Origin of the sequence: Streptococcus hyovaginalis DSM 12219 (genome assembly GCF_000420785.1) — a bacterium.
GTDB lineage: Bacteria > Bacillota > Bacilli > Lactobacillales > Streptococcaceae > Streptococcus > Streptococcus hyovaginalis.
In genome coordinates this window covers 141,245-167,751 of the sequence record NZ_ATVP01000003.1, presented here as the reverse complement: position 1 = coordinate 167,751, position 26,507 = coordinate 141,245, and the positions used below count along the sequence as shown (strand labels likewise).

27 protein-coding genes are annotated in these 26,507 nt (G+C 41.1%); 1 reads left to right on the top strand and 26 read right to left on the bottom strand.

Annotation, left to right across the window (positions count from 1 at the left end; genetic code table 11):
- Positions 1-6 precede the first annotated feature (6 nt).
- The 11 genes from G574_RS0103095 to G574_RS0103040 form a co-directional block, all read right to left on the bottom strand.
- Positions 7-390: a thioredoxin domain-containing protein gene (locus G574_RS0103095; RefSeq protein WP_029690919.1), complete on the bottom strand. Its 384-nt coding sequence runs from the start codon at positions 388-390 to the stop codon at positions 7-9.
- Positions 391-400: 10 nt separating this feature from the next.
- On the bottom strand, positions 401-829 hold the full coding sequence (locus G574_RS0103090) for a hypothetical protein (protein ID WP_001050386.1): 429 nt from the start codon (positions 827-829) through the stop codon (positions 401-403).
- On the bottom strand, positions 813-2,168 hold the full coding sequence (gene dcm / locus G574_RS0103085) for a DNA (cytosine-5-)-methyltransferase (protein WP_029690918.1): 1,356 nt from the start codon (positions 2,166-2,168) through the stop codon (positions 813-815). The genes G574_RS0103090 and dcm overlap by 17 nt, the downstream gene beginning before the upstream one ends.
- A gap of 148 nt (positions 2,169-2,316) precedes the next feature.
- A complete protein-coding gene (locus G574_RS0103075) occupies positions 2,317-3,135 on the bottom strand; it encodes a replication initiator protein A (protein ID WP_029690917.1) in 819 nt (272 codons plus the stop codon).
- Positions 3,132-3,305, bottom strand: a complete 174-nt coding sequence (locus G574_RS11475; RefSeq protein ID WP_044693422.1) for a hypothetical protein — start codon at positions 3,303-3,305, stop codon at positions 3,132-3,134. The genes G574_RS0103075 and G574_RS11475 overlap by 4 nt, the downstream gene beginning before the upstream one ends.
- Before the next feature lie 210 nt (positions 3,306-3,515).
- Positions 3,516-4,874, bottom strand: a complete 1,359-nt coding sequence (rlmD, locus tag G574_RS0103065) for a 23S rRNA (uracil(1939)-C(5))-methyltransferase RlmD (protein WP_029690916.1) — start codon at positions 4,872-4,874, stop codon at positions 3,516-3,518.
- 82 nt (positions 4,875-4,956) lie between these two features.
- Complete coding sequence (locus G574_RS0103060) at positions 4,957-6,411, bottom strand: LCP family protein (protein WP_029690915.1); 1,455 nt, start codon at positions 6,409-6,411, stop codon at positions 4,957-4,959.
- A 255-nt stretch (positions 6,412-6,666) separates the two neighbouring features.
- Positions 6,667-7,590, bottom strand: a complete 924-nt coding sequence (locus G574_RS0103055) for an L-lactate dehydrogenase (RefSeq protein ID WP_029690914.1) — start codon at positions 7,588-7,590, stop codon at positions 6,667-6,669.
- 39 nt (positions 7,591-7,629) lie between these two features.
- Positions 7,630-7,974 carry a YlbF/YmcA family competence regulator gene (locus tag G574_RS0103050; protein WP_017768652.1) on the bottom strand — a complete coding sequence of 115 codons (345 nt, stop codon included), beginning with the start codon at positions 7,972-7,974 and terminating at the stop codon, positions 7,630-7,632.
- A gap of 385 nt (positions 7,975-8,359) precedes the next feature.
- Positions 8,360-9,043, bottom strand: a complete 684-nt coding sequence (locus G574_RS0103045) for a type I 3-dehydroquinate dehydratase (RefSeq protein ID WP_029690913.1) — start codon at positions 9,041-9,043, stop codon at positions 8,360-8,362.
- Positions 9,043-10,203 carry a class I SAM-dependent rRNA methyltransferase gene (locus G574_RS0103040; RefSeq protein ID WP_029690912.1) on the bottom strand — a complete coding sequence of 387 codons (1,161 nt, stop codon included), beginning with the start codon at positions 10,201-10,203 and terminating at the stop codon, positions 9,043-9,045. The genes G574_RS0103045 and G574_RS0103040 overlap by 1 nt, the downstream gene beginning before the upstream one ends.
- A gap of 182 nt (positions 10,204-10,385) precedes the next feature.
- On the opposite strand from G574_RS0103040, the gene G574_RS0103030 reads away from it, so the two are divergent.
- Positions 10,386-12,533 (top strand): LTA synthase family protein, encoded by a 2,148-nt coding sequence (locus tag G574_RS0103030; protein WP_029690911.1) that lies wholly within the window; start codon positions 10,386-10,388, stop codon positions 12,531-12,533.
- Positions 12,534-12,588: 55 nt separating this feature from the next.
- Here G574_RS0103030 and G574_RS0103025 read toward each other — a convergent pair whose 3' ends face one another.
- The 15 genes from G574_RS0103025 to atpF form a co-directional block, all read right to left on the bottom strand.
- Positions 12,589-12,990: a YbgA family protein gene (locus G574_RS0103025; RefSeq protein ID WP_051130521.1), complete on the bottom strand. Its 402-nt coding sequence runs from the start codon at positions 12,988-12,990 to the stop codon at positions 12,589-12,591.
- Positions 12,980-13,357, bottom strand: a complete 378-nt coding sequence (locus G574_RS0103020; RefSeq protein ID WP_029690909.1) for an OsmC family protein — start codon at positions 13,355-13,357, stop codon at positions 12,980-12,982. Before G574_RS0103020 ends, G574_RS0103025 begins: the two co-directional genes overlap by 11 nt.
- Before the next feature lie 55 nt (positions 13,358-13,412).
- Positions 13,413-15,818 carry a phenylalanine--tRNA ligase subunit beta gene (gene pheT / locus G574_RS0103015; RefSeq protein WP_029690908.1) on the bottom strand — a complete coding sequence of 802 codons (2,406 nt, stop codon included), beginning with the start codon at positions 15,816-15,818 and terminating at the stop codon, positions 13,413-13,415.
- Positions 15,819-15,970: 152 nt separating this feature from the next.
- Positions 15,971-16,495, bottom strand: a complete 525-nt coding sequence (locus tag G574_RS0103010; protein ID WP_029690907.1) for a GNAT family N-acetyltransferase — start codon at positions 16,493-16,495, stop codon at positions 15,971-15,973.
- Positions 16,496-16,503: 8 nt separating this feature from the next.
- Positions 16,504-17,544, bottom strand: a complete 1,041-nt coding sequence (pheS, locus tag G574_RS0103005) for a phenylalanine--tRNA ligase subunit alpha (protein WP_029690906.1) — start codon at positions 17,542-17,544, stop codon at positions 16,504-16,506.
- Between the two features lie 483 nt (positions 17,545-18,027).
- Complete coding sequence (locus tag G574_RS0103000; protein ID WP_029690905.1) at positions 18,028-18,906, bottom strand: DNA/RNA non-specific endonuclease; 879 nt, start codon at positions 18,904-18,906, stop codon at positions 18,028-18,030.
- Positions 18,907-18,939: 33 nt separating this feature from the next.
- The gene (locus G574_RS0102995; RefSeq protein ID WP_029690904.1) at positions 18,940-19,128 is read right to left on the bottom strand and encodes a DNA-directed RNA polymerase subunit beta; all 189 of its coding nucleotides are present in this window, start codon (positions 19,126-19,128) and stop codon (positions 18,940-18,942) included.
- Position 19,129: 1 nt separating this feature from the next.
- Positions 19,130-20,398: a UDP-N-acetylglucosamine 1-carboxyvinyltransferase gene (gene murA, locus G574_RS0102990; protein ID WP_029690903.1), complete on the bottom strand. Its 1,269-nt coding sequence runs from the start codon at positions 20,396-20,398 to the stop codon at positions 19,130-19,132.
- 35 nt (positions 20,399-20,433) lie between these two features.
- Positions 20,434-20,667, bottom strand: coding sequence for a DUF1146 family protein (locus G574_RS0102985; protein ID WP_029690902.1), 234 nt, complete (start codon positions 20,665-20,667; stop codon positions 20,434-20,436).
- A gap of 461 nt (positions 20,668-21,128) precedes the next feature.
- Positions 21,129-21,545, bottom strand: a complete 417-nt coding sequence (locus G574_RS0102980) for a F0F1 ATP synthase subunit epsilon (protein ID WP_029690901.1) — start codon at positions 21,543-21,545, stop codon at positions 21,129-21,131.
- A 12-nt stretch (positions 21,546-21,557) separates the two neighbouring features.
- On the bottom strand, positions 21,558-22,964 hold the full coding sequence (atpD, locus tag G574_RS0102975) for a F0F1 ATP synthase subunit beta (protein ID WP_029690900.1): 1,407 nt from the start codon (positions 22,962-22,964) through the stop codon (positions 21,558-21,560).
- Positions 22,965-23,056: 92 nt separating this feature from the next.
- A complete protein-coding gene (locus G574_RS0102970) occupies positions 23,057-23,929 on the bottom strand; it encodes a F0F1 ATP synthase subunit gamma (RefSeq protein WP_017770516.1) in 873 nt (290 codons plus the stop codon).
- Positions 23,930-23,942: 13 nt separating this feature from the next.
- The gene (gene atpA / locus G574_RS0102965; RefSeq protein WP_029690899.1) at positions 23,943-25,448 is read right to left on the bottom strand and encodes a F0F1 ATP synthase subunit alpha; all 1,506 of its coding nucleotides are present in this window, start codon (positions 25,446-25,448) and stop codon (positions 23,943-23,945) included.
- Positions 25,449-25,463: 15 nt separating this feature from the next.
- A complete protein-coding gene (locus G574_RS0102960) occupies positions 25,464-26,000 on the bottom strand; it encodes a F0F1 ATP synthase subunit delta (protein WP_029690898.1) in 537 nt (178 codons plus the stop codon).
- On the bottom strand, positions 26,000-26,497 hold the full coding sequence (gene atpF, locus G574_RS0102955; protein ID WP_029690897.1) for a F0F1 ATP synthase subunit B: 498 nt from the start codon (positions 26,495-26,497) through the stop codon (positions 26,000-26,002). Before atpF ends, G574_RS0102960 begins: the two co-directional genes overlap by 1 nt.
- Positions 26,498-26,507 lie beyond the last annotated feature (10 nt).

Genomic DNA, 26,507 nt, shown 5'->3' with positions numbered 1-26,507 from the left:
TCACACCTACCCTGTCACTTGTTTCATCAGACTGGCCTGAAACAACTCTTCTTTTACCTGTCTGGGAAGAAAAGTACGTACTTCGTCTAGCCCAATAGCTGGATAGACGTGATTCTGACAGACAATGAGAGGCAGCCGAAGATTCTGGTCTGGCTTTTGGAGAATAAGCTGAACCATCTCATTCAAACTTATCGTATATTGACGCTTAAAGCGAAGAAATCGTGGCGACAGCAACTCAAAACAATTCGTGGTTTTGGCAAAGAGTGACAGTATGATTTCACGGTTTACCTCACATGCTTTTGTACAACGATAAGCCACTCCATAGGTCGTCAAAATGGTTAGTAAATCTTGATTTGTATTGGTATTATTTCCTAGATATACCTCAAGCATAGGCACCTCCTTATAGGGTTAGGCTATTTTCAACTGTTGGTTCAGGAGTTGAGAAATAGCGACTCATATCAATGGGCATCCGTCCTTCACCAAAGCACTTGACCGTCACTAGAGTCGTTAAAATGCCCTCCTTTCCCCTAGCAGAATAATTTTCACCAAAGGCACGAAAGGCCAGGTGATTGTCTTTCGTCAATAGTGTATCTACACCATTTTTAATATCCCTAGTTTCCATAAAATCCGAAATCTGATGAAGATTGGATTCGTAGAATAGGGGATCATTCATCTCTTTGTGGTAATCATCTTCAAAAGTTACCTCAAAGTCACAATCAAAATTGGGGAGCGACAGTATCTTTTGTAATAGCTGATTGGTTTCAGCTTGGTGAATACGTTCTTCTAATTCAGTACAATCTAGGATACTTTTCTTATGTAGTAAGTTCATGTTTTTCTTCCTCTTCCGTTCTTCTAAATTCTCTGGCAATGGCTTCAATAACTGTGACAGTCACGCTATTGCCGGCCTGTTTGTATAGTTGGCTCTTACTGGAAACACTTTCTGCTCTTTCATAAGCCCAATCAGGAAAGCCTTGAAGTCTGAAACACTCTCTTGGTGTCAGTCGTCTTATTCTCAGGCGATAAAGTTTCCCCTCTAAGACAATGCTTGTGACTTCATACCATTTTTCCTGTCGATATTCCAAAGCAGCAACCACCACTCCCATATTGTCTGAAGTCGTCAGGGTATTGGAAATTCCCTTTCCCACACGTCCCCTACGTTTGGTTGAGTCTGGATAAGCCAGATTGACAGAGTCTCCAAGAGTTGCCTTTGCGTACCCTGTTTTTGTGGCTTCCTTGATTTTCAGAAATGGCAGCTCCTCCCTCAGCAAAATCTTTGGCACCTTGTCTCCACCTTGCATGGTGGTCAAGGTCGGTGACAAGCCAGAAATGTCAAATACTCTACCGGTCTGGTCAAAGCTAGTCGGCAGATTTCCTGCGACAACAACTCCGTGTTTGTCTTGACTGGTCAAAGTAAACATAGGGTCTTGATTGTCCTTAAATCGACGACCATGTTGGCGTTTTTCTAGTCTATCTGGTGTTAAGACTGGAATGGCGATTTTTGCACCCTCTCCTTTACCTCTTGTTAGTGTAGGAGCAAGTGCATTCGTCAGATAGACTTCACCATTCAAACCACGTTTAGAAGGATTGATATTTCCTAGCCTCTCAAGATGAGCTGGGCTGTTTTCTCTTCTGAGAGGAAATATGAATCTGGAACGGTATCTTCTAGAATGTCCGATAATAAAGACCCGCTCTCTGTTTTGCGGGACTTGGAAGTCCTTACTGTTAAGCACCTGCCATTCGACATCATACCCCAATTCATCCATCGTGGAGAGGATAGTGGCGAACGTCCGTCCCTCGTCGTGATTGAGTAGGCCTTTGACGTTTTCCAAAAATAGAAAACGTGGTTGGATTTGTTTGGCCGCTCGAGCAATCTCAAAAAAGAGAGTCCCTCGAGTATCTTCAAATCCCAATCGTCTGCCTGCGAGTGAAAATGCTTGGCAAGGAAATCCCCCGCAGATGATGTCCACTTGCCCTCTAAATTGTCTAAAGTCATGGTCTGTGACCTCTTTAATGTCATGGTATTCTATTTCCCCTTCTGTGTTAAACATGGCTTTATAGGATGTTCTGGCGAATTTATCAATTTCACAAAAGCCCAGGCATTTATGACCCTGTGATTCCATCCCTAGCCTAAAACCGCCTATCCCAGCAAATAAATCTAAAAATTTCATTTTTCCTCTCTTTCCAACTAAAAAAGAGCCTTACACTTGTAAAACTCTTGCTTATATATGATCATCCATTTCTGGTGCACGGATGATTTCAAAAATCAAAATGACGATAGAAATCAGATAGATTCCACCTAGTATCCACCAAATCAACTTAATCACCTCCCTTTACTTCTTGTCGTCTCAGTTGCTTGGTCCACTCTGACAGCACACCATTAAATACGTATTCAGCTATTACTTCCGCTGATCGAGCAAATCGCATATGTTCCAATGCATACTGATAACGGTCACTAAAATAAATCATGGCATAGTCACTAGCTGACTGAGATAGACCCGTCAGTCTTAACTGGTCATGAACCAAACCCCAAATATAGTCTCGATCGTACTTGGTCACGCCATCGACTTTTGAAGTAAAGTTCTCTTCTTGTTTCTCATCTACTAGCTGCCTCTCCTCCTCGTCCTCAATAAGGAAATCACTCCCTTCAGTTTCACTATATTCAGTTTCACTTCCTTCAGTCTCACTAGGGGCTGAATTTAAGACCGGCCCCGTCTTTCTTTGAGCCCCCCCTAGTGTTTTTTTAACACTAGCCCCGTCTGTATGTAAGACTGGGGTAGGCATATGTTCTAATTCCCCCAAGTAAATTTTATTTGCCATTCGACCTCTTTCACTAGAGGACTGTTGGACTTCATCGATTAAGCCATATTCACGTAAGGTTTTCTTGATAGAGAGTAATTTTGACTTTGAACAGCCTAAAAGTGCCATCAGATTGGAATTGGAATAAATCAAATAAATAGCCCCATCCTCATCAATCCAACCTTTACTCAAAGACAACTCCAACCGATCCTTTAAAACCGCGTAGGCTACCTTAACTTCCAGCTTCATATCCTTATACCGTTCACTCTCAAACAAGACTTTTGGGAGTTTATAATAACGCTCTGATGTCTGATACTGATTAGCGGTAATTCGTTTCATGATTGTCCCTCCAAGACTAATATTCCAACATTTCCAAATTCATCAAATCGGATTAAACCTAGTTGTTCCATTTCATCAATTAGCTGTGTTGCTTTCACAATATCAACTCCTAAAATAGCCACGAGATGACACATCACGATTTGGCGTGATGATTGTTCCTTCTTTTTCATGAATTCCTCCTGAAAATAAAAAAACGAGAACACTTATTAAAATGTCCTCGCTGAACTATTATATTTTATGACGTATCTATTTTTTGTCTACGCAATCGACATCCAAACAGACATTCACATCAATGTACTTTTTTTGAACCTTTTTTATGTCAAAATCACTCTTTTCAATAAAGACAAAATGCTTGAAAAAGTGCTTAAAATAAAGGATTTTTACCCGTTGCTTCGTTGTAGCAACACTACGCACTCCACGTGATGCGTTTGTGGAAATAAATCCACTGGTTGTACTTTTTGGAGTTTATAGCCCAATTCTTCATACAGTTTGATATCACGCGCCATGGTGGCTGGGTTACAGGATATATAGGTGATTTTTTCAGGTGCCATGGCAACACTAGCTCGGATAAAACTCTCTGTCAGACCTTTGCGTGGTGGGTCAACTAAGATAACACTTGGTTTAATGCCCTCTTTAGACCATTTAGCCATAGCATTTTCAGCGCTGTCAGCAACATAATGGGCATTAGTAACGCCATTACGCTCTGCATTTTTCTTGGCATCTGCCACAGCGGTTTCGATAACTTCGACACCATAAACTGCCTTGACTTGCTTAGCAAATGACAGACCAATGGTTCCAATACCTGAATAAGCATCAATCACTACATCATCAGCGCTTAAATCTGAAAAATCAATAGCTGTCTGATAGAGCTTTTCAGCCATTTCTGTATTTACCTGGTAGAAAGATTGGGCAGAAATCTCATAATCATTGCCTAGCATGCTATCTGTGATAGTTTCCTTACCGTAAAGCGTACGAAATTCTGAACCCAAAATCGCATTAGTGCTCTGGTCGTTGATATTTTGTAAAATTGACACCACATCAGGAAAAGCTTCTGTGATTTTGTCAATCATTTGCTCAATACGAAAAAGCTTGGGACGTGTCGTGACCAGAACCAACATGATTTCCCCGCTATAGTGCCCACGACGAACTAAAAGATTACGAATCAAGCCCGTCTGCTCTTGTTCATCGTATGGTTTTATATCGAAACGGCGCAAGAGATCACGCACAAAAACAATCAGTTCATCAATTACCTTATCTTGAATGTAAAAATCCTCAATCGGCATTAAATCATGAGAATGCTTACGGAAAAAGCCCGTTTCTAATTGTCCATTAACGCGACGAACAGGGACCGCAGCTTTGTTGCGATAAGCTAATGGATTTTTCATACCTAGCGTCTCAGCTACTTCAACATTAGAAATTCCAGCCGTTTTATAAAGATTATTGACAACTTGTTGGCGCTTGAACTTGAGTTGCTCCTCATAAACTATGTGCCCAAAATCAGCAATACCTGAACGCAAATAAGCAGCATCAATAGTCTGATTGCGCTTGTTAGATAAAGCCAGATACTCTTCGACTTTCCCAAAACCAATTTTCTTTTTCAGTTTGAGGACGCGCATTTTGATGATTTCCCCTGGAAGGGCATTATCAACAAAAAAGACCAAACCATCAACTTTTGCAACCCCCTGTCCTTCGTGGGTTAAATCGATAATCTCTACTTCAACAATATCATTTTTTTGCATTTATTTGACTCATTTCTAGTTTTACAGCTCTGCTATTTTTCAAACGAAAAAGAGAGACCTTAGTCTCTCTATTATATCACATTTACCTAAAGCCTAATTTGACCAACTCGGCTTGATATTTTTCGAAATCAATTGCTAAACCTTGACCTCCGTAGATATCATATTCATCAATCCAATCACCTTGCTCCGGAATGGTATTTTGGTCGATTTTAAAGTCACCACTCGTTAAGCTTGAAAGGCCTGTCTGTAAGAGGTAAGGATAAGATACATTGGTGGACGTTAAGGCATAAATTTTGCCTAAGGCCTCTGAACCCGTAAACAGCTTCGTTGGGTTTTTAACCTGTTTGAGGATCTCACTCATAACTTGTTGCTGACGCTTAGTGCGACCAAAATCACCGTCATCATCCTTACGGAAACGCGCATAATTCAACAGGGTTCGACCATCCATCCGTTGCTTACCAACTTTAATGGTCTGCAGAGGCACGTTCCCTTGATCATCCATACGAAGATCATCAGGCACCTCCACCGAATCGACGGATTCACCATCAATCGTTGCAAATGAGGCATCAATGGCAACACCGCTTGGAAAGAGTGAATCAATAGCCTCTGCAAAAGTCTCAAAGTCCACCATCATGTAATAACTGATATTGATATCAAAGTTGGCCTTAAGCGTCTCCCGCATCAGCTCTGCACCCTGATTGTTATTCTGCTCACCCACATTAAAAGCAGTATTCAATTTTTGATCGGCCAAATAATCTGTTTCACTAACACCTGGAATATTGACTAAGGTATCCCTCATGAAGCTGACCATTTTGATATCCTTATCCTTATTCCCTACATTAACTACCATGATGGTATCAGTTCTCGCATCAGCATCTCCCTGAGTAATCCGACGATCGCTCCCCAGTATCAAAATATTGGTACCATCTGGAGCCTTCTGCCCATCAAACGGTTCTTCAATAGCCGGTTGAAAATTGCGGTTGGGATCTGAAGCCGTTGTCATTCCCTTAAAGAACATAATGAGGATACCACCAGTCATCACCAACAGTAACACTGCTAGTAATTTAAAAAAGGTAGCCCACCGTGATTTTTTAGGTTCTCTGGCAGTTTTTGATTGGGCTGCTTGTCGCCGTCTTTTTTCTTGACGCTTTTCTTGTCGTGATTGATGTCTAGTACGCTCTGGTGCCTCTTGCCGTATCTCGCCAGGAAAAATGGGTAACCCTTGATCTGTGAATTGTGGCTGAGAAGGCTCATAAGAGCTCCCCCACTCCTCTTCTGCGAAAGTGGCATCATCGTGATGAGGATATCCTATCTGTTCAGAAGAAGCATCGGTCTCAACATGACCATAGTCGTAATCATCATAATAGGGAGTTGTCGTCTGCCGCACATTTGGTATGGAAGATTCTGCTGTTTTTTTCGCATGAAGATACTGAAATTCAGCTTTTTCACGCTCACTCAAATAGTGCACATTCTTTAAAAGGTAATCATACCTCAACTGTTCGTGATGCGATAAGTTTTGTGCGTTGTTTTTTGCCATAACATATACTCATACTATTCTATATACCTTTGAGAAAATACGCTAAAACAAGTATATTTTACAAAAGGTAGCGTCTACTCTCTCATCTACTAAGCTCATTTATAGAGACAACCACTCATTAGACAAAAAGTGATTTCCTTAAAATCTTATAATTTATCCATAGGCTTGTCAAGAATTGACCAGAAGAACCTGAAAAACAGATCGACAAAAAACAATCTATCTTAACAGACAGATTGTTTCGATGGTTTTCAGCGTTTATAACTTCTCCAAAGCCTCAAATACACGATCTCTAATGAGCTTAGCAGAAGTCTGCAACTGTTGGTCTTCCTCTGACGATAAACGCAAATCAATAGATCCTATCCTTCCTTCACGTCCGATAATAGCCGGATAACCAACATAGGTACCTAGAGCATCGTGATAACTAGACACCACCAATTCTTCCTGGGCATCTGAAAGAATAACTTGAATGATTCTGATAGCTGTTGCAGCAATGCCATAGGACGTGTAACCCTTGCCATAAAAAACAGTATGACCGCCTTTCATTGAGGCATAGGCCAAGTCACACAACTCCTCTTTAGAAAGGACATCTGTGATCGCCTGTCCTTTTACCCTAACTTGACTCCATGCTGTAAATTGAGAGTTACCATGCTCCCCTAAATTGTAACCAGAAACACTTTTAGGATTGATACCCAGACGTTCACCAACCACACGCTTCATACGAGCCGTATCCAACAGCGTCCCTGTTCCAATCACACGATTTTTAGGAAATCCGGTTAGGGCTTGATAAAGCGCTGAAACAGCATCAACTGGATTCGAAATGACTAAAAGTATTCCTTTAAAACCTGATTGTTTTAAGGAAGCCGCAACTTGAGGCACTTCTTTTTGCATGAAGGAAAATTCCGCAAAACGGTCCTCACTAGCATTGTGCTGCAACTGGATATTTCCCAAGGCCGAAACTACAATATCCGCATCTGACAAGGCCGAGTAGTCATTAACTGTCAATTGGGCAAAATGGGAATGGTTGACCATCGCATCTTGAAAATCCAGCCGATCTGCGACCACCTTGTCTTCTCGTGGATCGATGAGAACATAATGATCACCAATTCCTTGCGCAATTAAACCGTGCGCTAGGGCCGCACCCACATTTCCCATGCCAATAATGCCAATTTTTCGAACCATCGCTTTCCTCTCCTTTCTAGCTATCTCTTGGAAAACCTTTTATTTTCCAGTTAATTCCTGTAGAGGTTTAAAGACGATACGTTCAATATCAGAAATATAAACAGAAAGTGCTTGTTGCGCATTTAAATAATCTCTAACAGTAGTATTAGCTTCCATCTTCTCTGTCATCGCTTGGATAGCTTTTTGATCCTCTTCGGTTGGCATTTGACCAGATTGCATTTTCTGGTAAAGATCCTCTTGAAAAGCAATAAAGTCATCAAACAAGGCTTTCGAAGCAGCATCTGCATCGATTTTCGCTTTGGCATCTGCAACTGTTTGATACTCTGGAAGGTGACGAATTGCACGCTCCAGTTCATTTGCTAAATCATAAATATTAGTCGTCATGGGTAATTCCTCCTTAAATAGCGCTTATTAACCGACCATTACACAATGAATGGCACCAATGTCATCGTTAATGATAAACAATGACCAACAATAGGTCTATTTTATCATATTTTTTCTTTTCTATCGGCAATTAATGATAACTCCTACTGGTTTCTTTCACAAGATTACCAAGAAGCCTGCATCGTGAAAACCAGCAATCCAGCCTCTTCCCTTTGCTATGACTTATAGGCTAAGATCATCTGACAGCTGCAAACTAAAAAGGCCTTCTCAGACCTTCTTGTTATTCATCACTTATGTTAGCAACCCCTAAAGAAATGGATTACTCTCTTTTCACAGAATCCCTTATCTCAAAATGCTCTATATTAGGATCAGCATTTAGCTGAGCCTAGTCTTCTTCTAAGACACTCATGACTTTTTTAAGATTGTTAAGACTGATCTGCCCTGTAGCACTAGCTGATTCTGCATCAAAACTAGCAAAACTCCACGAAGATCCTGTAACATCGCCTGAAATACGTGAGAGTTTTCCGAGTTTCCCCATTGAAACTGTGGCATAAATTTGCTCAGGATTTAAGGTTTTAAAGCCTCTCGTGTAGTTCATCAAATCTAGTACCTCTTGCTCATTGTGAGGCATTACTGAGATCCGAACAATACGCGGTGCTAAAGTGGTTAACTCTGAAAAAATCTCCATGAGATTTTCTGGGGTTTCTTGAAAATTATGGTAGCTAAGAGCTAGATTGGGGAAATTTAGAACCTGATCAAAATGAGGCTTATAGGTAAAATACTCAAAGTCAATATAATCTGGGTGATAAAGGGCATCTACATCCTTCAACAGAGCGATATAATCTTTAGCATCCAGTTCGGCATAACCACCCTCATTTACTGTACGTATGGTAAACAAGATCTCATGACCGGAAAACTTTTCAAAAATAGCCGGAGCAACCTTTAACACATCATCTTTTGATAAATAATCAGCTCGCCATTCAATGATATCGGCACCTTCATACTTTGAGCTATCTAATTCATTTACCTCATCGAGGCTTTTGGGGATTATCGGTACAACTATTTTCATTATCTAACCTTAAGGGTAAATACTTTCAAGTAGTTACTTCTTTCATCATTTTTATTTTGTTTAAAATCATCTGGTAGTTGGTCTAAAGACAAGATGTCATAAGACTTGCCAGCAAATCCTTTGTCAATTTCTTTTTGAAATTGGTCTACTGTCATCGTTGACGCATTCGTTGATAAGATCAGAATCCCATTTGGATTTAAAATATCTAAAGCTTCTTCAACTAGCCGGTGGTAATCTTTTAGGACCGAAAATGTCTTCTTTTTATGTCTGGCAAAACTTGGAGGATCAATGACGATCACATCATAAGTCAACTCATGCCGTTTAGCATAACGGTAATAATCAAAAACATCCATCACCATCAACTTATGGTTAGCCAAATCCAAACCGTTAGCCTCAAAGTGGGCTTGGGATAACTCTACAGATCGCTTAGCCAGATCCACAGATGTCGTCTGACTAGCTCCTCCCATAGCTGCTGCTACGGAAAAAGCAGCTGTGTAGGAAAATAAATTCAAAATACTTTTTCCACTAGCCAAACCATCAACAAGCCGTCCGCGAACCTCATGTTGATCCAAAAAGATACCAGTCATCAAACCATCATTTAGAAAAATGTGATACTGCACCCCATTTTCTAAGACGATGTAAGCTTCTGGAGATTCCTCACCATATAAGTGTGCAGACTGCTCCGCCGGACCCTGGAAACGGTACTTTTCATAAGCACCCCTTATCTCCGGGTAAACCTGACGAAAAGCGGCTACAAGCATATCTTTGATAGCATAAACAAAAGCATTATACCATGAAAATACAACAAAGTCACCATAGCGGTCAATGCTAATGCCACCAAAACCATCCCCTTCTTGATTAAAGAGGCGATAGGCTGTCGTGGTCACAGATGCCTCAAAGGCCCCACGGTTTTTCCTAGCTTTTTTAAACAGCTCTTCAAAGTAGGTCTGGTTTAAAGCCGATTGCTCTCGATCAATGACCCAACCAATCCCCTTATGCTGCTCTGACAAATAGGCCCTTACCAAAAAGCGGTCCGAAGAACTATAAAGGTAAACAAGTTCATCACTTATGCCTACCTCTGGCAAATCACCTTTTTCCAGCAATTTGACGCCCTTTGCAATCTTTTTTTCAACTGGCCTCTTTACACGAAGTCTTTCCATACCATCCATTATAACAAAATTATCCTATGATTAATAGTTAGAGAACATCACTTTCTTTTATCACTTTCTTTTGGGTCCTCTTTTAATTTATGATATAATACTATCTGAGATTCTTTATTTAGGAAAATAAACCAAGGAACGAAATTGTTGTGAAAAATAAACATCATACCATCCTTAAAGTAATGAGTACCCGTTTGGGATTTATCCTTACTTTATTGTTTTTTTATTGGTTGAAAAACCTTTGGGCTTACAATATCGACTTTGTGTTAAACACTGAAAATCTATATCAAATTTTTTTGACCATTATTAATCCCATTCCAGTTGGCTTACTCTTGATTGGATTGGCCCTTTATCTTAAAAATACAAAAGTCTTTTACACCATCTCCTGGATCATTTATAGTTTACTGACCCTCTTAATTATTGCTAATGCTTTTTATTTCCGTGAATTTTCGGATTTCATCACGGTCAGTACCATGCTTGGCAGTAGCAAGGCGGCTGCAGGTCTTGGTGACTCTGCCCTTAATTTGATCAGACCGACAGACCTCTTTTATGTCTTGGACTTCTTCTTGCTGGGCTATCTCTTTTTCAAAAAGAAAATTACTACAGATGATCGTCCCTTTAATAAACGTGCTAGTTTTGCTGTTACAGCACTCTCAGGACTTCTTTTCTCAGCTAACCTTTTCTTGGCTGAAATCGATCGTCCAGAACTATTAACGCGCGGCTTTTCGAACTTCTATCTTGTTCGCGCACTCGGTCTCCCATCTTTCTCTGTCTATAGCGGTAACCAAGCCTATCAAGCAGAAAAAGAGCGAAGCGGGGCAACTGCTGAAGAGTTGACAGAGGTGAAAGACTATGTCAAAGAGCATCGTGCTGCGCCAAACCCAGAGTATTATGGCATTGCTAAAGGCCGCAATGTGATCATGATCCATTTGGAAAGCTTCCAACAATTCTTAATCGACTATAAGCTAAACGTCGATGGCAAGGACTACGAAGTCACGCCTTTTATCAACTCTTTATACCATTCTAAAGAAACCTTTGCCTTCTCTAACTTCTTCCACCAGGTTAAGGCTGGGAAGACATCTGATGCTGAAACGCTCATGGAAAATTCACTCTTTGGGCTTAACAGCGGTTCTTTCATGGTTAACTATGGTGGGGACAACACCCAGTTTGCCGCACCAAACATTTTGCAGCAAAATGGTGACTACACCAGCGCTGTTTTCCACGGTAATGTCGGTACTTTCTGGAATCGTAATAATGCCTACAAACAATGGGGCTATGACTATTTCTTTGATGAGTCCTACTTCCAAGAGTTAAATAAGTCTAACTCCTTCCAGTACGGCTTGAATGATAAGCATATGCTAGCAGATTCTATTAAGTATTTGGAACACATGCAGCAACCCATCTACACCAAGTTCTTAACTGTCAGCCACCATTACCCTTACACTAGTCTGGCTGGAGAAGATGATGAGCAAGGCTTTCCACTAGCCCAGACAGATGATGAAACCATCAATGGTTACTTCGCGACAGCCAACTACCTGGATACTTCATTAAAAGCTCTCTTTGATTATCTCAAAGCTAGTGGTGTCTACGATAATTCTATTATTGTCTTATACGGGGATCACTATGGTATCTCCAATTCGCGCAATACTAGCCTTGCTCCACTTCTAGGTAAAAATCCTGAAACCTGGTCAGAGTATGATAATGCCATGTTACAACGTGTACCTTACATGATTCACATCCCAGGCATGGACAAGGGCTTCATCAGCAATACCTTCGGTGGCCAAGTAGATCACCTACCAACGCTACTCTCTCTTTTAGGGATTGATAATAGCCAATACGTTGAATTAGGACAAGATCTCTTGTCACCAGATAATCGACAAATAGTAGCTTTTAGAAGCTCAGGTACCTATGTCACGCCTAAATACACTAATTATGATGGTAAGCTGTACAACACCACTACAGGAGAATTGATCACAAACCCTGACGAAGCTACTCAAGAAGAAAATAAAGCTATTCGTGAAGCCGTTAGCCAGCAGCTCAAGATGAGCGATGCTGTCCAAACCGGAGATCTGCTGAGATTTGATACTGACAATGGTCTCAAACCTGTTGATAGCAGTAAGATTTCTTACATTGACTCCCTGAAGGCTCTGAAAGCAATCGAGAATAAAAAAGGCGATGCTTCGACAAGTATCTACAGCAAGCATGGCAAACAGTCGACACAAAAACTCTTCAATGCACCAAGTTATATGCAACTCAATCCTGAAGAGGAGACATCAACAGATGCGTCATCATCTTCATCAAGTTCAAGCTCTGAAGAGACAAAAGATTAAAATTATAATAAGCAAAACCCAGGACTACATGAAGCGTCCTGGGTTTCCTTTTATATCAAAGTCCCTCGCATAGTAAACGAGACTGCATAAGGTAGGGAATATGGTATTTGGCTGTCAGTGACTGCAGAAATACTAACATCTCTCGATGAGAGTTATCTAATGTGGCATCAAAATGCTTATAACATTCGCGTTCTTCAGAGGAAGCAATTTTCTTAAAATACCCCCAAACATGCTGATAAGCGGTTCGAAGAGTCTGCAAGGTTGGCTCGATTTGCTCTGCTTCAGCCAGTAAATGTTGAAAAGTCTCTGCTTTGTCTGATGACCACTCATTTCCCTTAAAAAGTTGACGCAAAGCGTTATAATGCTGTTGCGAATGTGCCATAACCCAATATTTTTGGTAAGCCCACTCTTTTTGAGCTTTTAGCAGCTGTCCTTTAACATCAACATCAGATGTCATAAGCTTCCTCCAGGGAAATATCATAAACCAAGTCTTCTCTAAGGATTTTTTTAACACGGCATTGCTGGTCGATATAGGTCAAAATCGCAACCTTCATTTCCTCATCCAGCTCGTGCGCAATACCAATCTTTAGATTAAAATTTCCCTTATCATAAGTTGAATCAACCAAACTGGATACAACTGTTTCTTGATGAAATCTAGCAAAATAACCTTGCACACACATAGTCACACAGGACGCTAAAGCAATATTAACCAAGCTCATGGGTGTTTCACCGTCTTTGGTAAAGCCAAACAACTCTACCGATTGGCCATAACCTTCAGAAATGGTATGATACAATTTATCGCCTTTTACCTTTGTTTGATACACGCTAACCTCTTTTCTAATATCTAAAAGCCCAAGTCAAAGACCTGAGCTAAAAAAGTTATCGAATCTCTGCTTCCAGTTTGTCAGCGAGTGATTTCGTAATTTTTTCCATGTACTTAGCCACTTCTTCATCCGTTAAGTTGTCATTAGGATTTTGGAAAGTCAGACTATAAGCCATGGATTTCTTACCTACTTCAATGTTGTCTCCTGCGTAGACATCAAAAAGTTTCACAGCTGTCAAACGTTTCACACCAGCAGCTTCAATGGCATCAAGTATAGCCTGATGACTGATTTCTTGGTTAAGGAGAAGAGCAATGTCACGAGAAACAGCTGGATATTTTGTGATTTCTGCAAAGACTAAATCACTTGTCAAAGCTGCTTCGATAGCTGATAAGTTAAGCTCGGCTACGTAAGTTTCTGGAATATCATAGTCCTTAGCTGTTTGTGGGTGAACTTGTCCAACAAAACCAACTGGCACATCGTTTAAAATAATAGCCGCTGTACGTCCTGGATGCATATTAGTCATCTCTTTTTCAGCAACAAACGTTACATCCAACCCAAGTTGATCAACTATCATATCAATAATACCTTTAGCATAGAAGAAATCAACTGGCGTTGCTGCTGTCTGGAAATCCTTTTCAGTTACCAAGCCAGTTAAGGCCATAGCAAAGGTATTGATCTCATTTGGAAGGTCTTCTTTGGGATTACCTGTCTGTTCAAAGACTTTTCCAATCTCATAAAGCGCTATATTTTTGTTCTTCCTAGCGACATTATAAGCCACAATATCCAAGAGACCCGCCGTCATATTCTGACGCAAAACTGAGCGCTCTTGAGTCATTGGCCACATCAGTTCAGTCAACTGACTAGGAGTGCTATTGAAGGCCACTGCCTTTTCAGGTGTGGTCAAGGCATAAGAGATCACTTCTGTTAAACCAGAACCCTCAGCAATGGTTCTTACTTTACGACAAAGTTTTTGTGTAGATGTCAACTCCCCTGCTGTACCCGCAGCTTCTGGAAGAGTAGTTGGTAAGTTATCATAACCATAAATACGTGCAATTTCTTCCACCAAGTCAGCCTGAATACTAATATCCCAACGTCGACGAGGAACAGCAACCGTGAAGCTTTCAGCAGAACCTGATAAACCAAAGCCAAGTTTAGCAAAGACATCTTCAATATCGCTATAGGTCAAGGCCGTTCCCAAACGCACATTGACATAGTCTAAGCTAGTTGATACCTCAACAGGTTCCGTAGGGAGACTACCTGCTTGAACACGACCTGCTAAGACAGTGCCCCCAGCTAATTCTTCCAACATAGCTGCCGCAAAATCAAGGGCTTCCGTCACCGTGTCAAAGTTGATTCCCTTTTCAAAACGTGAGGAACTCTCGGAACGTAGATTTAAACGACTAGACGTTTTACGGATAGACTTACCATCAAATACAGCAGCTTCAAGAACGACAGTCTTAGAGGCATTATCAATCTCAGTATCTTTTCCACCCATGACACCTGCAAGAGCAACAGGTTTATCAGCGACAGTAATAACCACATCATCAACGGTCAATTGACGTTCTTCGCCATCAAGCGTCACTAAGGTTTCTCCATCACGCGCATCACGTGCCATAATTTGGTTGCCCTCAAACTTGTCTAAATCAAAGGCATGCATGGGCTGACCAAAGTATAGCAAGATATAATTGGTCACATCGACCACATTGTTAATAGGACGAATACCTGCGTTCATGAGCAGGTTTTGCAACCACTGTGGACTTGGTGCCACTGTCACATTTTCCACGACACGGCTAGCATAAGTCAGCACTTTATCTGAAGCAATCGCTACATCAATCACTTGAGATGCTTTTTTAGCATCTTCTGTCACTGCCTTTTCTGGAAAATGAACTGATTTGCCATAAATAGCTGCCACTTCGTGAGCGACACCACGCATTGAGAGGGCATCCGCACGATTTGGGGTGATTGAAAGTTCGATGATCTCATCATCCAAATCAAGGTAGGGGAAAATGCTATCGCCTGGCACAGCATCTTCTGGAAGAATTTGAATACCATCCGAAAAAGCTTTTGGAATGATAGATTCAGGCAATCCCAACTCTTGGAGAGAGCAAATCATGCCAAGAGACTCCATACCACGGATTTTTCCTTTTTTGATTTTATAATTATCAGCGATGCGAGCACCAGGAAGAGCCACAATAACTTTAATACCTACTTTAACATTTGGGGCGCCGCAGACAATCTGACGAAGCTCTTCATCACCAGTATCGACTTGACAAAGGTGCAAATGTGTTTCTGGAACATCTTCGCATGAAATGACATGTCCAACCACCAATTTTGACAATCCTTCAGCAGGCGTTTCCACACCTTCTACCTCAATACCTGTTGTTGACATTTTTTCAGCTAATTCAGATGATGGGACATCAATGTCCACCAATTCTTTTAGCCATTTATAAGATACAAGCATACATTTAAGATACCAAACTCTGTAACAGTAAGATAAGAAGTAAGATATGAGACTTATTAAGCCCAGCAAATCCTATCCTTTATCTACAATATTAGAGCCAGGGTATTTCCTTTCAAAATCTTTTTTATTGTTTTTGTACTATTTGATGAGCACTAGTTTAAACGTTTTTTGAGCAACCAGTCAGTATCAATCTTGTCTTTCGAAACCACAAAGTCATGTTCTGCAAATTTTTCAAAACCGTACTTAGCATAGAAATTTTGAGCTTTAAAATTACGCTCCCAAACACCAAGCCAAACCCAGTCAAAGCCACTATTCTTAGCCATGTCAAGAGCTAACTCAAACAAACGTTTTCCTAAGCCATAGCCTTGAAAAGCTTTGAGAATGTAAATCCGTTGAATTTCAAAAGCATTTTCCAACTCGTGTTCCGTCTGTGCCGAACCCCAATTAACTTTGAGGTAGCCAGCTAAAGTATTATCCACATAAACAAAGCGGTGAGCGGATTCTGCTGAGGATAATTCAGCAGTCAGCACATCAATATGGTAGTCGCTATTGAAAAATGCTTCTAACTGGTCCTTTGTCGTATCATGCCCAAAGGTTTCCGTATAAGTTGTCATAGCCAGTTCACGCAGTTCTGCTGCTTGCTCAGGCCCAATCTCTTTAATCACAATTTTGGTCATAGGCAGACTTAAAATTGTTCTGAGAAACGCGCATCGCCTTGATAGAAACCACGGATATCATTGATACCATAACGAAGCATAGCTATACGCTCTTGCCCTAAACCAAAGGCAAAGCCAGAGTATTTCTCTGAATCAACTCCAGACATTTCAAGGACACTAGGGTGAACCATACCAGCACCAAGAATTTCAATCCAGCCGGTTTTCTTACACACGTTACAGCCCTTGCCACCACATTTAAAGCAAGAAACATCTACTTCAACCGACGGCTCTGTAAATGGGAAATAGGACGGACGCAGGCGAATCTTACGGTCAGCACCAAACATTTTTTGACTGATTAATTCAAGTGTTCCTTTAAGATCAGCCATAGAAATATTTTCTCCGACAACAAGTCCTTCAATTTGATGGAATTGGTGTGAGTGAGTGGCATCGTCCGTGTCACGACGGAACACACGCCCTGGTGAAATCATTTTAAGCGGACCTTGACTAAAATCATGTGCATCCATCGTACGTGCTTGAACAGGACTGGTGTGGGTACGCAGTAAAATCTCTTCTGTGATATAGAAAGTATCTTGCATATCACGTGCTGGATGGTCTTTAGGCAGGTTCATACGTTCAAAGTTATAATAGTCTTTTTCAACTTCAAAACCATCTACCACTTGATAGCCCATACCGATGAAAATGTCTTCAATTTCTTCGCTAGTTTGTGTTAAAACATGGCGTTTGCCCAGCTTCATTTGACGGCCTGGCAAGGTCACATCCAAACTCTCTGACTCAAGTTGAGCTTTGATCTTTGCTGCTTGAACAATTTCAGCTTGTTCTTCAAAGGCTTTTGTCAAGACATCACGAACTTCGTTGACTTGTTTTCCGACGACAGGTTTCAAGTCATTCGATAAATCCTTCAGCCCCTTGAGTAACTCTGTTAAAGAACCTTTCTTACCCAAAACTTGGACACGCAGATCTTGTAATTCCTTAGCGTGATCGCCATTTAACTCTTTTAATTTTGTTTGCGTTGAGGTTTTCAACTCTTCTAATTTTGCTTGTAAATCCATAAAAATGAGATATTATGAACCATGAAAATGCTAGTGGGATAGGGTTATACTAAAGCCATCATATCCACAAGCAGGCTTATTAGGCTGATGGTTAAATACTTTCGTAAAACCGACCACTAAACACCCTACGGCTCTTGTTTAATTGCAGTCAGCTAGTGACCGTAACCAAACCTTCCTTTCATCAATAATCAATAGTTTTGCTTGAATCCTTAAGGAATCTCATGATACAAAAAAACGTGTCACATCTCCAATCACGGAGCGTTGACACGCGGTACCATCCGATTTCATCTGCGACTAAACAGACCTTCATTCCATTGTCCTTAATATGAGTGAATTCCTCTTATTTCACTTTAGAAGAGTTCCAGTCAAGCTCTCCATTCCCTGTAAAGTTTCCTAAGGCTACTAGTCTCATAGACATATATTCAATTACTACTATTTTAACAAAAAACTGTAACATAAACAAGTTATAGTTTCACATCACCACTAATCATTCACTTGGATTTGCCCGTTAGCATAATTAATGGTCAACCCACTTTGTACGTTCGGCACAAAAACGTTAAATTCTAGACTACCATCACTCGATTTTGCTTCCAAGTGCGAGCCTGAGGCGATGATATTATCTCCATCGTAAATGAGGGTTACACGATAACGCACGCGTTTGTTATTATCCAAGGCCCGGCGAATTTGTGTTTCATAATAGTTTTGACCCGTAGAATAGCTGTCATTGGCTTGATTTGACCAAGCTGTTTGCACAGCGATATTTTGGGGATTACTGGCTGAAGGATCAAATCCTTTAATACTACCTGCAAGGGCATAACCAATCAGATGACCACGGTCAATGGCATGGTCGTATTCTCCTGGTAAATCGTGAATTTGATGCCACCCTGCTGGCTTCCAAGCAGTTGAACCATTACCAGTTGAATCACGATCACGATACTGACGACTCTGCTTAGACAAAAGCGCGTTAGCTACCGTCGGCACTACTGCTCCCTGTACCCGCTTAGTTTGGTTATCCACATATGGCATACTTGACACTTGGGCATCTAGTCCCGTCTTATTACCATTAATAATAAAAGCACCCGATCCATTCCATTGGATATCATTGCCCAATTGCTTCCTGACCTGATCGGTTAAAACCGACTCTGCCAACCTTTGGCTAGGTGTGTCTTCATGGCTAGTTGATCCATTGGAAACGATTTGATCAGCCTTATTATTAGTAATAACGCTAGCAATCTGTCTCAGGGGATTGGAATCAGAAAGATGATCACTACCTGCAATTAAGCCTACAGCGATAGGGATGATAACAGCAAGTGCCGATACTAATGATGTCGTTTTTCTTTTTGAATAATATTTTTTAGGCATAAAACCCCATCTCGTCAAAAAAGTAGGACTAGCCTACTTAACATTAAATTTGGAAAGCAACCCTTGCCATTTATCCAGCGATAAGATGGAGAAGGCATCTTTACCATCTCCTATGACACCGTAGCCAATAATTAAGCCAATCGCTAAAAAGAGTAAACTAAGAGCTGCAATAATGATAATGAACATATACTGTCCTAAAACGTATAAAATCCGTTGTTTCATATTAATCCTCTGAAATTCGTTGAATGTTAGCACCTAATTGAGCTAACTTTTCGTGGAAGCGATAGTAACCACGGTCTAAATGCGTTAATTTTCCAACGACAGTTTTTCCTTCTGAGATCAATCCTGTTAGAATCAAGGCCGCACTAGCACGTAGATCGGTTGACACCACTGGCGCACCTTGCAGAGGATTTCCACCATGAATCAGAGCAGTATCACGAAGAATTTCAGAATGCAAGCCCATACGTCGCATCTCTTCCAAATGTTGGAAACGATTTTCAAATACCGTTTCAATCATTGTTGACTCGCCATTAACCGCAGCCATCAAAGCTGTAAATTGTGCTTGCATATCCGTTGGAAATCCTGGATGTGGGAGGGTCTTTACTGTCACAGGTTTCAAAGTTGAAAGGTCTGACTTAATCCGAATACCTTCTGCTTCTTCTCGTGCTTCAACACCCATCTCAATCAACTTAGCTAGTAGCGGGCGATTATGTTCCCAAATAGCATCTTTGATAAGCACATCACCAGAAGTCATAGCTGCAGCAACCATAAAAGTACCAGCTTCAATACGGTCTTGAACAACTTGATGTTCAGCACCATGAAGTTTATCAACACCTGTAATCGTTAAAACTTCAGTACCAGCTCCTTTTATCTTAGCTCCCATTTTAGTCAATAAAATGGCTAGATCAACAATTTCAGGTTCTCGAGCAGCATTTTCAAGTACGGTCACACCATCTGCCAGTGTTGCTGCCATCATGAGATTTTGCGTAGCGCCTACAGACGGAAAATCCATATAAATGCGAGCTCCGTGTAGCCGCCCACTTGCGGTAATATCACCACCCAATTGCGTAATCTTAGCCCCCATAGCTTCCAAGCCTTTCAAGTGCAAGTCAATCGGGCGACTTCCAATAGTACAACCGCCCGGCATAGAGACTTTGGCATGCCCATTACGTGCCAGAATAGGACCCAGAACAACGATAGAAGCACGCATTTGACTAACATACTCATATGGCGCCTCATCAAGAATCTCTCCCTGAGCATCCACCACAATCGTATTAGTGGACTCTTGAAAATCGACAGCAACATCTAAGCCTCTAACGACATTGTTCATTGTAAAAACATCTGATAACATCGGAACATTCGTTAACGTTGTTGTCCCTTCAGTTGGTAGTATTGTCGCTGCTAAAAGTGGCAAAACAGCATTTTTAGCCCCTTCAATCGTAACAGTACCACTAAGACGTGTCTTACCGCCTTCAATAATTATTTTATCCATGATTTCTCCAAATTAAGCGTTATCACTTTATGATTTTAGATTAGACTTGCAAATGCTTGACTTAAGGCAATAATTTCCAATAAAAATTTACTGGCAAGATAACCACATACGACGCTAATCAGTAAAACCAGCAAGCGTATCTGTCCAGTATTATCCGGACGCACTTTTAAACATTTTTTCCAATCCACTAAATGCGTTAACAATTGAAAAAAAATACCTATAAAAGTCATATGACTCAGCAAGGCTAACGAATCAAAAATAGTTTGCATAGCCATATTATACCAGTTTTTTGCCAATAGCCCAAAAAAGAAACACCAAGCCGATCAGTCACCTATTTCAAAAGATATAGACCATGATAAACCCTTATAGCCTACCCACATTTACCGGACATGGTGGTGATTATACATAGAACGCTAGAAGCTGTTTATGACGGATCCTCTTGCTCAACTATCGCGCAATTAGGATAGTGATATCACTTTGACACAGTGCTCGACCTCTCTCCCACTCTCCAATTTCTAATTGACTAAGGAACACTGAATAGCTGTCACCATGCAATCACTAGCTTGTTTTGATTTCCATTAATGGCATAACAAAAGGCTGGACTTTACGCCCAACCTCTTCTTGATCATGTTATAAAATGCGAAACTATAATCAGGAAAGCTACTAGTACAAGAGTCATGGCTACTATGATCGATTGTATCCATAAGCAATTGATTTACCACATCTTTCCTTATTTGTTACCGACATTAATACGGTTGATCGCACGTTGTAGAGCCACCTGAGCACGACGTACTTGGTCAGCACTGTGTTGCGCATGTGCTTCTTCAAGATCACGTTCAGCACGCGCCTTGGCACGTTCGGCACGATCAAGATCAATGTCTCGCTTACGCTCCGCTGAGTTAGCAATAATAGTGATTTGATTATCTTTAACCTCAATAACCCCACCATTAACAGCAACCCAATTAACCGTATGTTCCTGATCAGCACGCTCAACTTTCATTTCATGAACGCTAAGTGGTGCAATCAGATCAACGTGATTTGGTAAAATCCCCATCTCGCCATCTGGTGTGCCAACAACAATCATACTAGCCCGATGATCGTATTTGATCCCATCTGGTGTGACAACTTGAACTGTCATTTCTGCCATGTGATCACCTCACTAGTAACCCATCTTTTTAGCTTTTTCGACAACATCTTCAATTGGACCTACGGAACGGAAGGCATCTTCAGGGAGATGGTCATATTTCCCTTCAAGGATTTCTTTAAAGCCACGAACTGTTTCAGCAACAGGAACATATGAACCTGGTAAACCAGTAAACTGTTCGGCAACATTAAAGTTTTGTGAAAGGAAGAATTGGATACGACGGGCACGCCCAACCAATGTTTTCTCATCTTCTGACAACTCATCCATCCCCAAGATAGCAATGATATCTTGCAATTCACGATAACGTTGGAGAACGCGTTGCACTTCAGTGGCAACAGCGTAATGCTCTTCTCCAACAATCTCAGGAGAAAGGGCACGTGAACTTGAGGCCAATGGGTCAACGGCTGGGTAAATCCCCATTTGGGTTAATTTACGTTCCAAGTTAGTTGTGGAATCCAAGTGAGCGAAGGCTGTTGCTGGCGCTGGGTCAGTGTAGTCGTCCGCTGGCACATAAATAGCTTGAATTGAGGTAACAGAACCTTTTTTAGTTGATGTGATACGCTCTTGTAGTTGTCCCATCTCAGTGGCCAAAGTTGGTTGGTAACCAACCGCAGATGGCATCCGTCCAAGAAGGGCTGAAACTTCTGATCCTGCTTGAGTGAAACGGAAGATGTTGTCAATGAAAAGAAGCACATCTTGCCCTTCGACATCACGGAAGTATTCTGCAATGGTCAAACCAGTAAGAGCAACTCGCATACGTGCTCCAGGTGGTTCATTCATTTGCCCAAAGACCATGGCTGTTTTTTCAATAACGCCAGACTCTTTCATCTCCCAGTAAAGATCATTTCCTTCACGAGTTCGTTCACCAACACCCGTAAAGACGGAAATACCGCCGTGTTCTTGAGCAATGTTGTGAATTAACTCTTGAATCAAAACGGTCTTACCAACACCGGCACCACCGAATAGACCAACTTTACCACCTTTTAGGTATGGGGCTAATAGGTCAATAACCTTAATCCCTGTTTCTAAAATCTCTGTTGACGTCGAAAGATCGTCAAATGTTGGTGCCTTTTTATGAATTGGATGACGCTCTACTGACTCTGCAAAAGGTTCTTCCAAGTCAATGGTATCACCCAAAACATTGAAAACACGTCCAAGCGTTTCTTTTCCAACGGGAACAGAGATCGCACGACCTGTGTCTAATACTTCCAATCCACGGGTCAAACCATCCGTCGACTCCATTGCAATGGTACGTACTAAACCTTCACCGAGTTCAAGAGCTACTTCAAGAACGACTTTTTGTTTTTGGTCATTGTCTTTATAAACAACAAGTGCATTATTTATCTCAGGAAGAGGTTCATTCGTGTTGAAGGCTACGTCAACAACTGGACCAATTACCTGAGCAATTTTGCCTGAGCTCATTTACTCACTCCTTATTTTTATTGATAACTGAATTGCAGCAAAACAGTCTCTATTTTCCACAGAAGTCATTGTAAAGCCGTGAGGCTCTCTAGTTATTCGAGAGCACTAGCACCAGCTACAATTTCTGTAATTTCTTGTGTAATCTCTGCCTGACGGGCACGATTATACTGAATTGTCAAATCATTGATAACATTTTTCGCATTATCAGTTGCTGTCTGCATGGCACTCATACCTGCTGCATGCTCTGCTGTTTTCGCATCAACAATCGCCCCGTAAATCAAACTTTCTGTATACTGGGGTAACAGTTGCTCTAAAATAGCTTCACGATTAGGTTCAAGTTCAAAGGAATGATACTCACTCGCTTCTGCAGCATCCAACTCTGTAATTGGCAACATTTGTTGAACGCGAACTTGACTCGTTAGACTATTAACATGATGTGTGTAACAGACGTATAGTTCATCAAAAAGTTCCGTCTTATACATCTCAACAGATTTAGCAATAATTTGCGCTACTTCTTCAAAACTTGGCTGATCTTCTAAACCGCGCAATTCAAAAGCAACATCAAACCCACGCGCTTTGAAAAAATCAGCCCCCATACCACCGATAGCAATGATCTCAAAATCACGATCATTGGAGTGGTATTCGTGTATGATGTCCATCATTGACTTTAGGATAGTGGAGTTATACCCCCCCACCAAGCCTTTATCAGAAGTAATGACAATGTAACCTGTCCGTTTAATGGGGCGCGAGATCAACAATGGATTAGAAGAACCCGTCAATAACTCTGATTTCATCAAATCTGTTGTGATCTGACGAACCTTGCTGGCATACACTTGAAAGTCTTTAGCCGCTTGCTCTGATTTCGTTAGCTTCGCTGCAGATACCATTTGCATCGCACCAGTAATTTGACTTGTCTTCTTAGTAGAAGCAATCTTACCTTTTATTTCGCTAAGAGATCCTGCCATCTCGCTTCCTCCCTTAGTTAAATTCTGATTGATCTTTAAATGCTTGAATACCTGCGTTTAACACAGATTCTTCAGGCAAATCTTTTGTCGTACGAATGGTTTCAAAAATGTCCGAATAATGTGCATCAAAGTAGGCGTATAGCTCTTCTTCAAATGTCAAGATATCTTCTACAGGAACATTATCTAAGTAACCATGTGTTAACGCATAAAGAATGAGAACTTGTTTTTCAACTGGAAGTGGTTTGTGAAGTGGTTGTTTCAAAACCTCAACTGTACGACGTCCACGGTTCAATTTAGCTTGTGTCGCTGCATCCAGGTCAGATCCAAATTGCGTAAAGGCTTCAAGTTCACGATAGGAAGCCAAGTCCAAACGAAGTGTACCCGCAACTTTTTTCATGGCTTTAATTTGTGCAGAACCACCGACACGTGATACTGATGAACCGGCATCAATAGCTGGACGAATCCCTGAATTAAAGAGGTTTTCCTGCAAGAAGATCTGTCCGTCAGTAATAGAAATAACGTTTGTCGCAATATAGGCTGAGATGTCCCCTGCTTGTGTTTCAATGAAAGGAAGGGCTGTGATGGAGCCACCACCGAGGGCATCTGAAACCTTCGCTGAGCGTTCTAGAAGACGTGAATGGAGATAGAAAACATCTCCTGGGTAGGCTTCACGTCCTGGTGGACGGCGAAGTAGGAGGGAAAGTTCACGATAGGCTACAGCTTGTTTTGAGAGATCATCGTAAACAATAAGAACGTGCTTACCGTTATACATGAACTCTTCGGCCATTGCAACACCCGCATAAGGAGCAATGTACAATAACGGAGAAGGTTGTGAAGCAGAGGCAGTCACAACAATAGTGTAGTCAAGCGCTCCATAACGACGAAGGGTTTCTACCTGTGTCCGAACAGTTGACTCTTTCTGACCGATCGCCACATAGATACAGATCATATCTTGACCTTTTTGGTTCAAAATGGCATCGATCGCTACAGAAGTTTTCCCTGTTTGACGGTCACCAATAATCAATTCACGTTGTCCACGACCAATTGGAACAAGCGCATCAATGGCTTTGATACCTGTTTGAAGAGGCTCAGAAACGGATTTACGCGCCATAACACCTGGTGCGGCCGCTTCTACCGGACGAGTTCTTGTTGTATTTATTTCCCCTAACCCATCAACAGGCAGCCCCAAAGGATTGACAACGCGTCCAATTAATTCTTCACCAACAGGAACTTCCATAATCTTTCCTGTGCGTTTGACAATGTCACCTTCACGAATGGTACTAAAATCACCCAAAACGATGATACCAATGTCGTTCGACTCTAAGTTTTGAGCCATCCCAAATGCGCCATTTGAAAATTCGAGAAGTTCACCACTCATGGCATTATCTAAACCACGAGCACGCGCGATACCATCACCAACATAGGTAACTGTACCAGTTTCTGTGACGTCAAAATTTGGCTGGAAGTTTTCAATTTGCTTTTTAATTAAAGCGCTAATTTCTTGTGCATTTATTGCCAAATGTCACACCACTTTCTATTTCAGATTCATTTTTAACTGCTGCAGTTGCGATTTGATACTTGTGTCAATGACCTTATTATTAGCTTTCAAAATAAAACCACCGATCACTTCAGGCTTCAGTACTTCGTTGACCTCTCCAATCGCAATCGCAAATTTTGTTTCCGCAGTTGCTTTTAAACGTTCTTTTTGCTGATCAGACAAGGGACTTGCCACTTCAATGTCCAACCGATACTCATTGCAACGATTCGATAACACTTCCCTTGACCAACGCAAAATATCTTCTAACAGAGCTTCACGTTCGTTATACTTGATCACTTCCAAAAAGTTTTGAAGAAAAGGATGGCTTCCCATTTTCAATGTGTCAACCAACTCTGCCTTTTCAGAGTGACCTAGATCTTCGCTTGCTAAGGTATCACCAAGTGGTGTCTCAGCAAAAATCTTTAGCAAACTAGAAATCTCCTCTTTAAAGATATCTACCAGATTGTGTTCAAAGGCAACATCAACTAAGCTTTTTGAGTAAGTCTCAATTAAAGTTAATGCTTTTTTATTCATCATGCATCTCCCAATTGATCAAGGTAGTTATCAATGAGATTGCTCTGTGCTGTTTTATCAAGTTCTTTCGCTAGGATTTTTTCCGCTAAAAGAACCGTTAACTCCGCAACTTCTTCTTTCACATCAGCCAAGGCTTCTGCTTTACTTTGGGCAATATCCGCTTCTGTTTTCTCTCTTAAACGACTAGCTGTTTCATGAGCCTCCGCTACGATTTGAGCTTCTTGTTGTTTTCCAGTCTCTTTAGCTGACTCTACAATACTAGAGGCTTCAGTACGAGCACCATTTAATTCCTCTTGACGTTTTTGAGCAAGTGTCTCTGCTTCTTGACGAGCATTTTCTGCCCCATCGATATCAGCAGCAATTTTCTTCTCACGTTCATCAAAAATACCGGTCAATTGTTCCCAAGCAAACACTTTAATCAGAACAATCAAGAGTATAAATGACCCAGTCACGATAATAAAATTACCGAGGCTTGTACTATTAATTAATGTAGACATGTCTACCTAT

Coding starts and splice junctions, on each gene's coding strand:
- G574_RS0103060 (WP_029690915.1), bottom strand. CDS start 6,411: ATGGCAAAAAACAACGCACAAAACTTATCGCATCACGAACAGTTGAGG.
- dcm (WP_029690918.1), bottom strand. CDS start 2,168: ATGAAATTTTTAGATTTATTTGCTGGGATAGGCGGTTTTAGGCTAGGG.
- G574_RS0103090 (WP_001050386.1), bottom strand. CDS start 829: ATGAACTTACTACATAAGAAAAGTATCCTAGATTGTACTGAATTAGAA.
- G574_RS0102960 (WP_029690898.1), bottom strand. CDS start 26,000: ATGAATAAAAAAGCATTAACTTTAATTGAGACTTACTCAAAAAGCTTA.
- G574_RS0103055 (WP_029690914.1), bottom strand. CDS start 7,590: ATGGTTCGAAAAATTGGCATTATTGGCATGGGAAATGTGGGTGCGGCC.
- G574_RS0103010 (WP_029690907.1), bottom strand. CDS start 16,495: ATGACCAAAATTGTGATTAAAGAGATTGGGCCTGAGCAAGCAGCAGAA.
- murA (WP_029690903.1), bottom strand. CDS start 20,398: ATGGATAAAATAATTATTGAAGGCGGTAAGACACGTCTTAGTGGTACT.
- G574_RS0103050 (WP_017768652.1), bottom strand. CDS start 7,974: ATGACGACTAATATTTATGATTTAGCAAATGAACTGGAGCGTGCAATT.
- pheT (WP_029690908.1), bottom strand. CDS start 15,818: ATGCTTGTATCTTATAAATGGCTAAAAGAATTGGTGGACATTGATGTC.
- G574_RS0102985 (WP_029690902.1), bottom strand. CDS start 20,667: ATGCAAACTATTTTTGATTCGTTAGCCTTGCTGAGTCATATGACTTTT.
- G574_RS0102970 (WP_017770516.1), bottom strand. CDS start 23,929: ATGGCAGGATCTCTTAGCGAAATAAAAGGTAAGATTGCTTCTACTAAG.
- atpD (WP_029690900.1), bottom strand. CDS start 22,964: ATGAGCTCAGGCAAAATTGCTCAGGTAATTGGTCCAGTTGTTGACGTA.
- G574_RS0103045 (WP_029690913.1), bottom strand. CDS start 9,043: ATGAAAATAGTTGTACCGATAATCCCCAAAAGCCTCGATGAGGTAAAT.
- atpF (WP_029690897.1), bottom strand. CDS start 26,497: ATGTCTACATTAATTAATAGTACAAGCCTCGGTAATTTTATTATCGTG.
- G574_RS0103000 (WP_029690905.1), bottom strand. CDS start 18,906: ATGCCTAAAAAATATTATTCAAAAAGAAAAACGACATCATTAGTATCG.
- G574_RS11475 (WP_044693422.1), bottom strand. CDS start 3,305: ATGAAAAAGAAGGAACAATCATCACGCCAAATCGTGATGTGTCATCTC.
- G574_RS0102995 (WP_029690904.1), bottom strand. CDS start 19,128: ATGAAACAACGGATTTTATACGTTTTAGGACAGTATATGTTCATTATC.
- pheS (WP_029690906.1), bottom strand. CDS start 17,544: ATGGATTTACAAGCAAAATTAGAAGAGTTGAAAACCTCAACGCAAACA.
- G574_RS0103030 (WP_029690911.1), top strand. CDS start 10,386: ATGAGTACCCGTTTGGGATTTATCCTTACTTTATTGTTTTTTTATTGG.
- G574_RS0103075 (WP_029690917.1), bottom strand. CDS start 3,135: ATGAAACGAATTACCGCTAATCAGTATCAGACATCAGAGCGTTATTAT.
- rlmD (WP_029690916.1), bottom strand. CDS start 4,874: ATGCAAAAAAATGATATTGTTGAAGTAGAGATTATCGATTTAACCCAC.
- G574_RS0102980 (WP_029690901.1), bottom strand. CDS start 21,545: ATGGCAGAAATGACAGTTCAAGTTGTCACACCAGATGGGATCAAATAC.
- G574_RS0103095 (WP_029690919.1), bottom strand. CDS start 390: ATGCTTGAGGTATATCTAGGAAATAATACCAATACAAATCAAGATTTA.
- G574_RS0103025 (WP_051130521.1), bottom strand. CDS start 12,990: ATGACATCTGATGTTGATGTTAAAGGACAGCTGCTAAAAGCTCAAAAA.
- G574_RS0103040 (WP_029690912.1), bottom strand. CDS start 10,203: ATGGAAAGACTTCGTGTAAAGAGGCCAGTTGAAAAAAAGATTGCAAAG.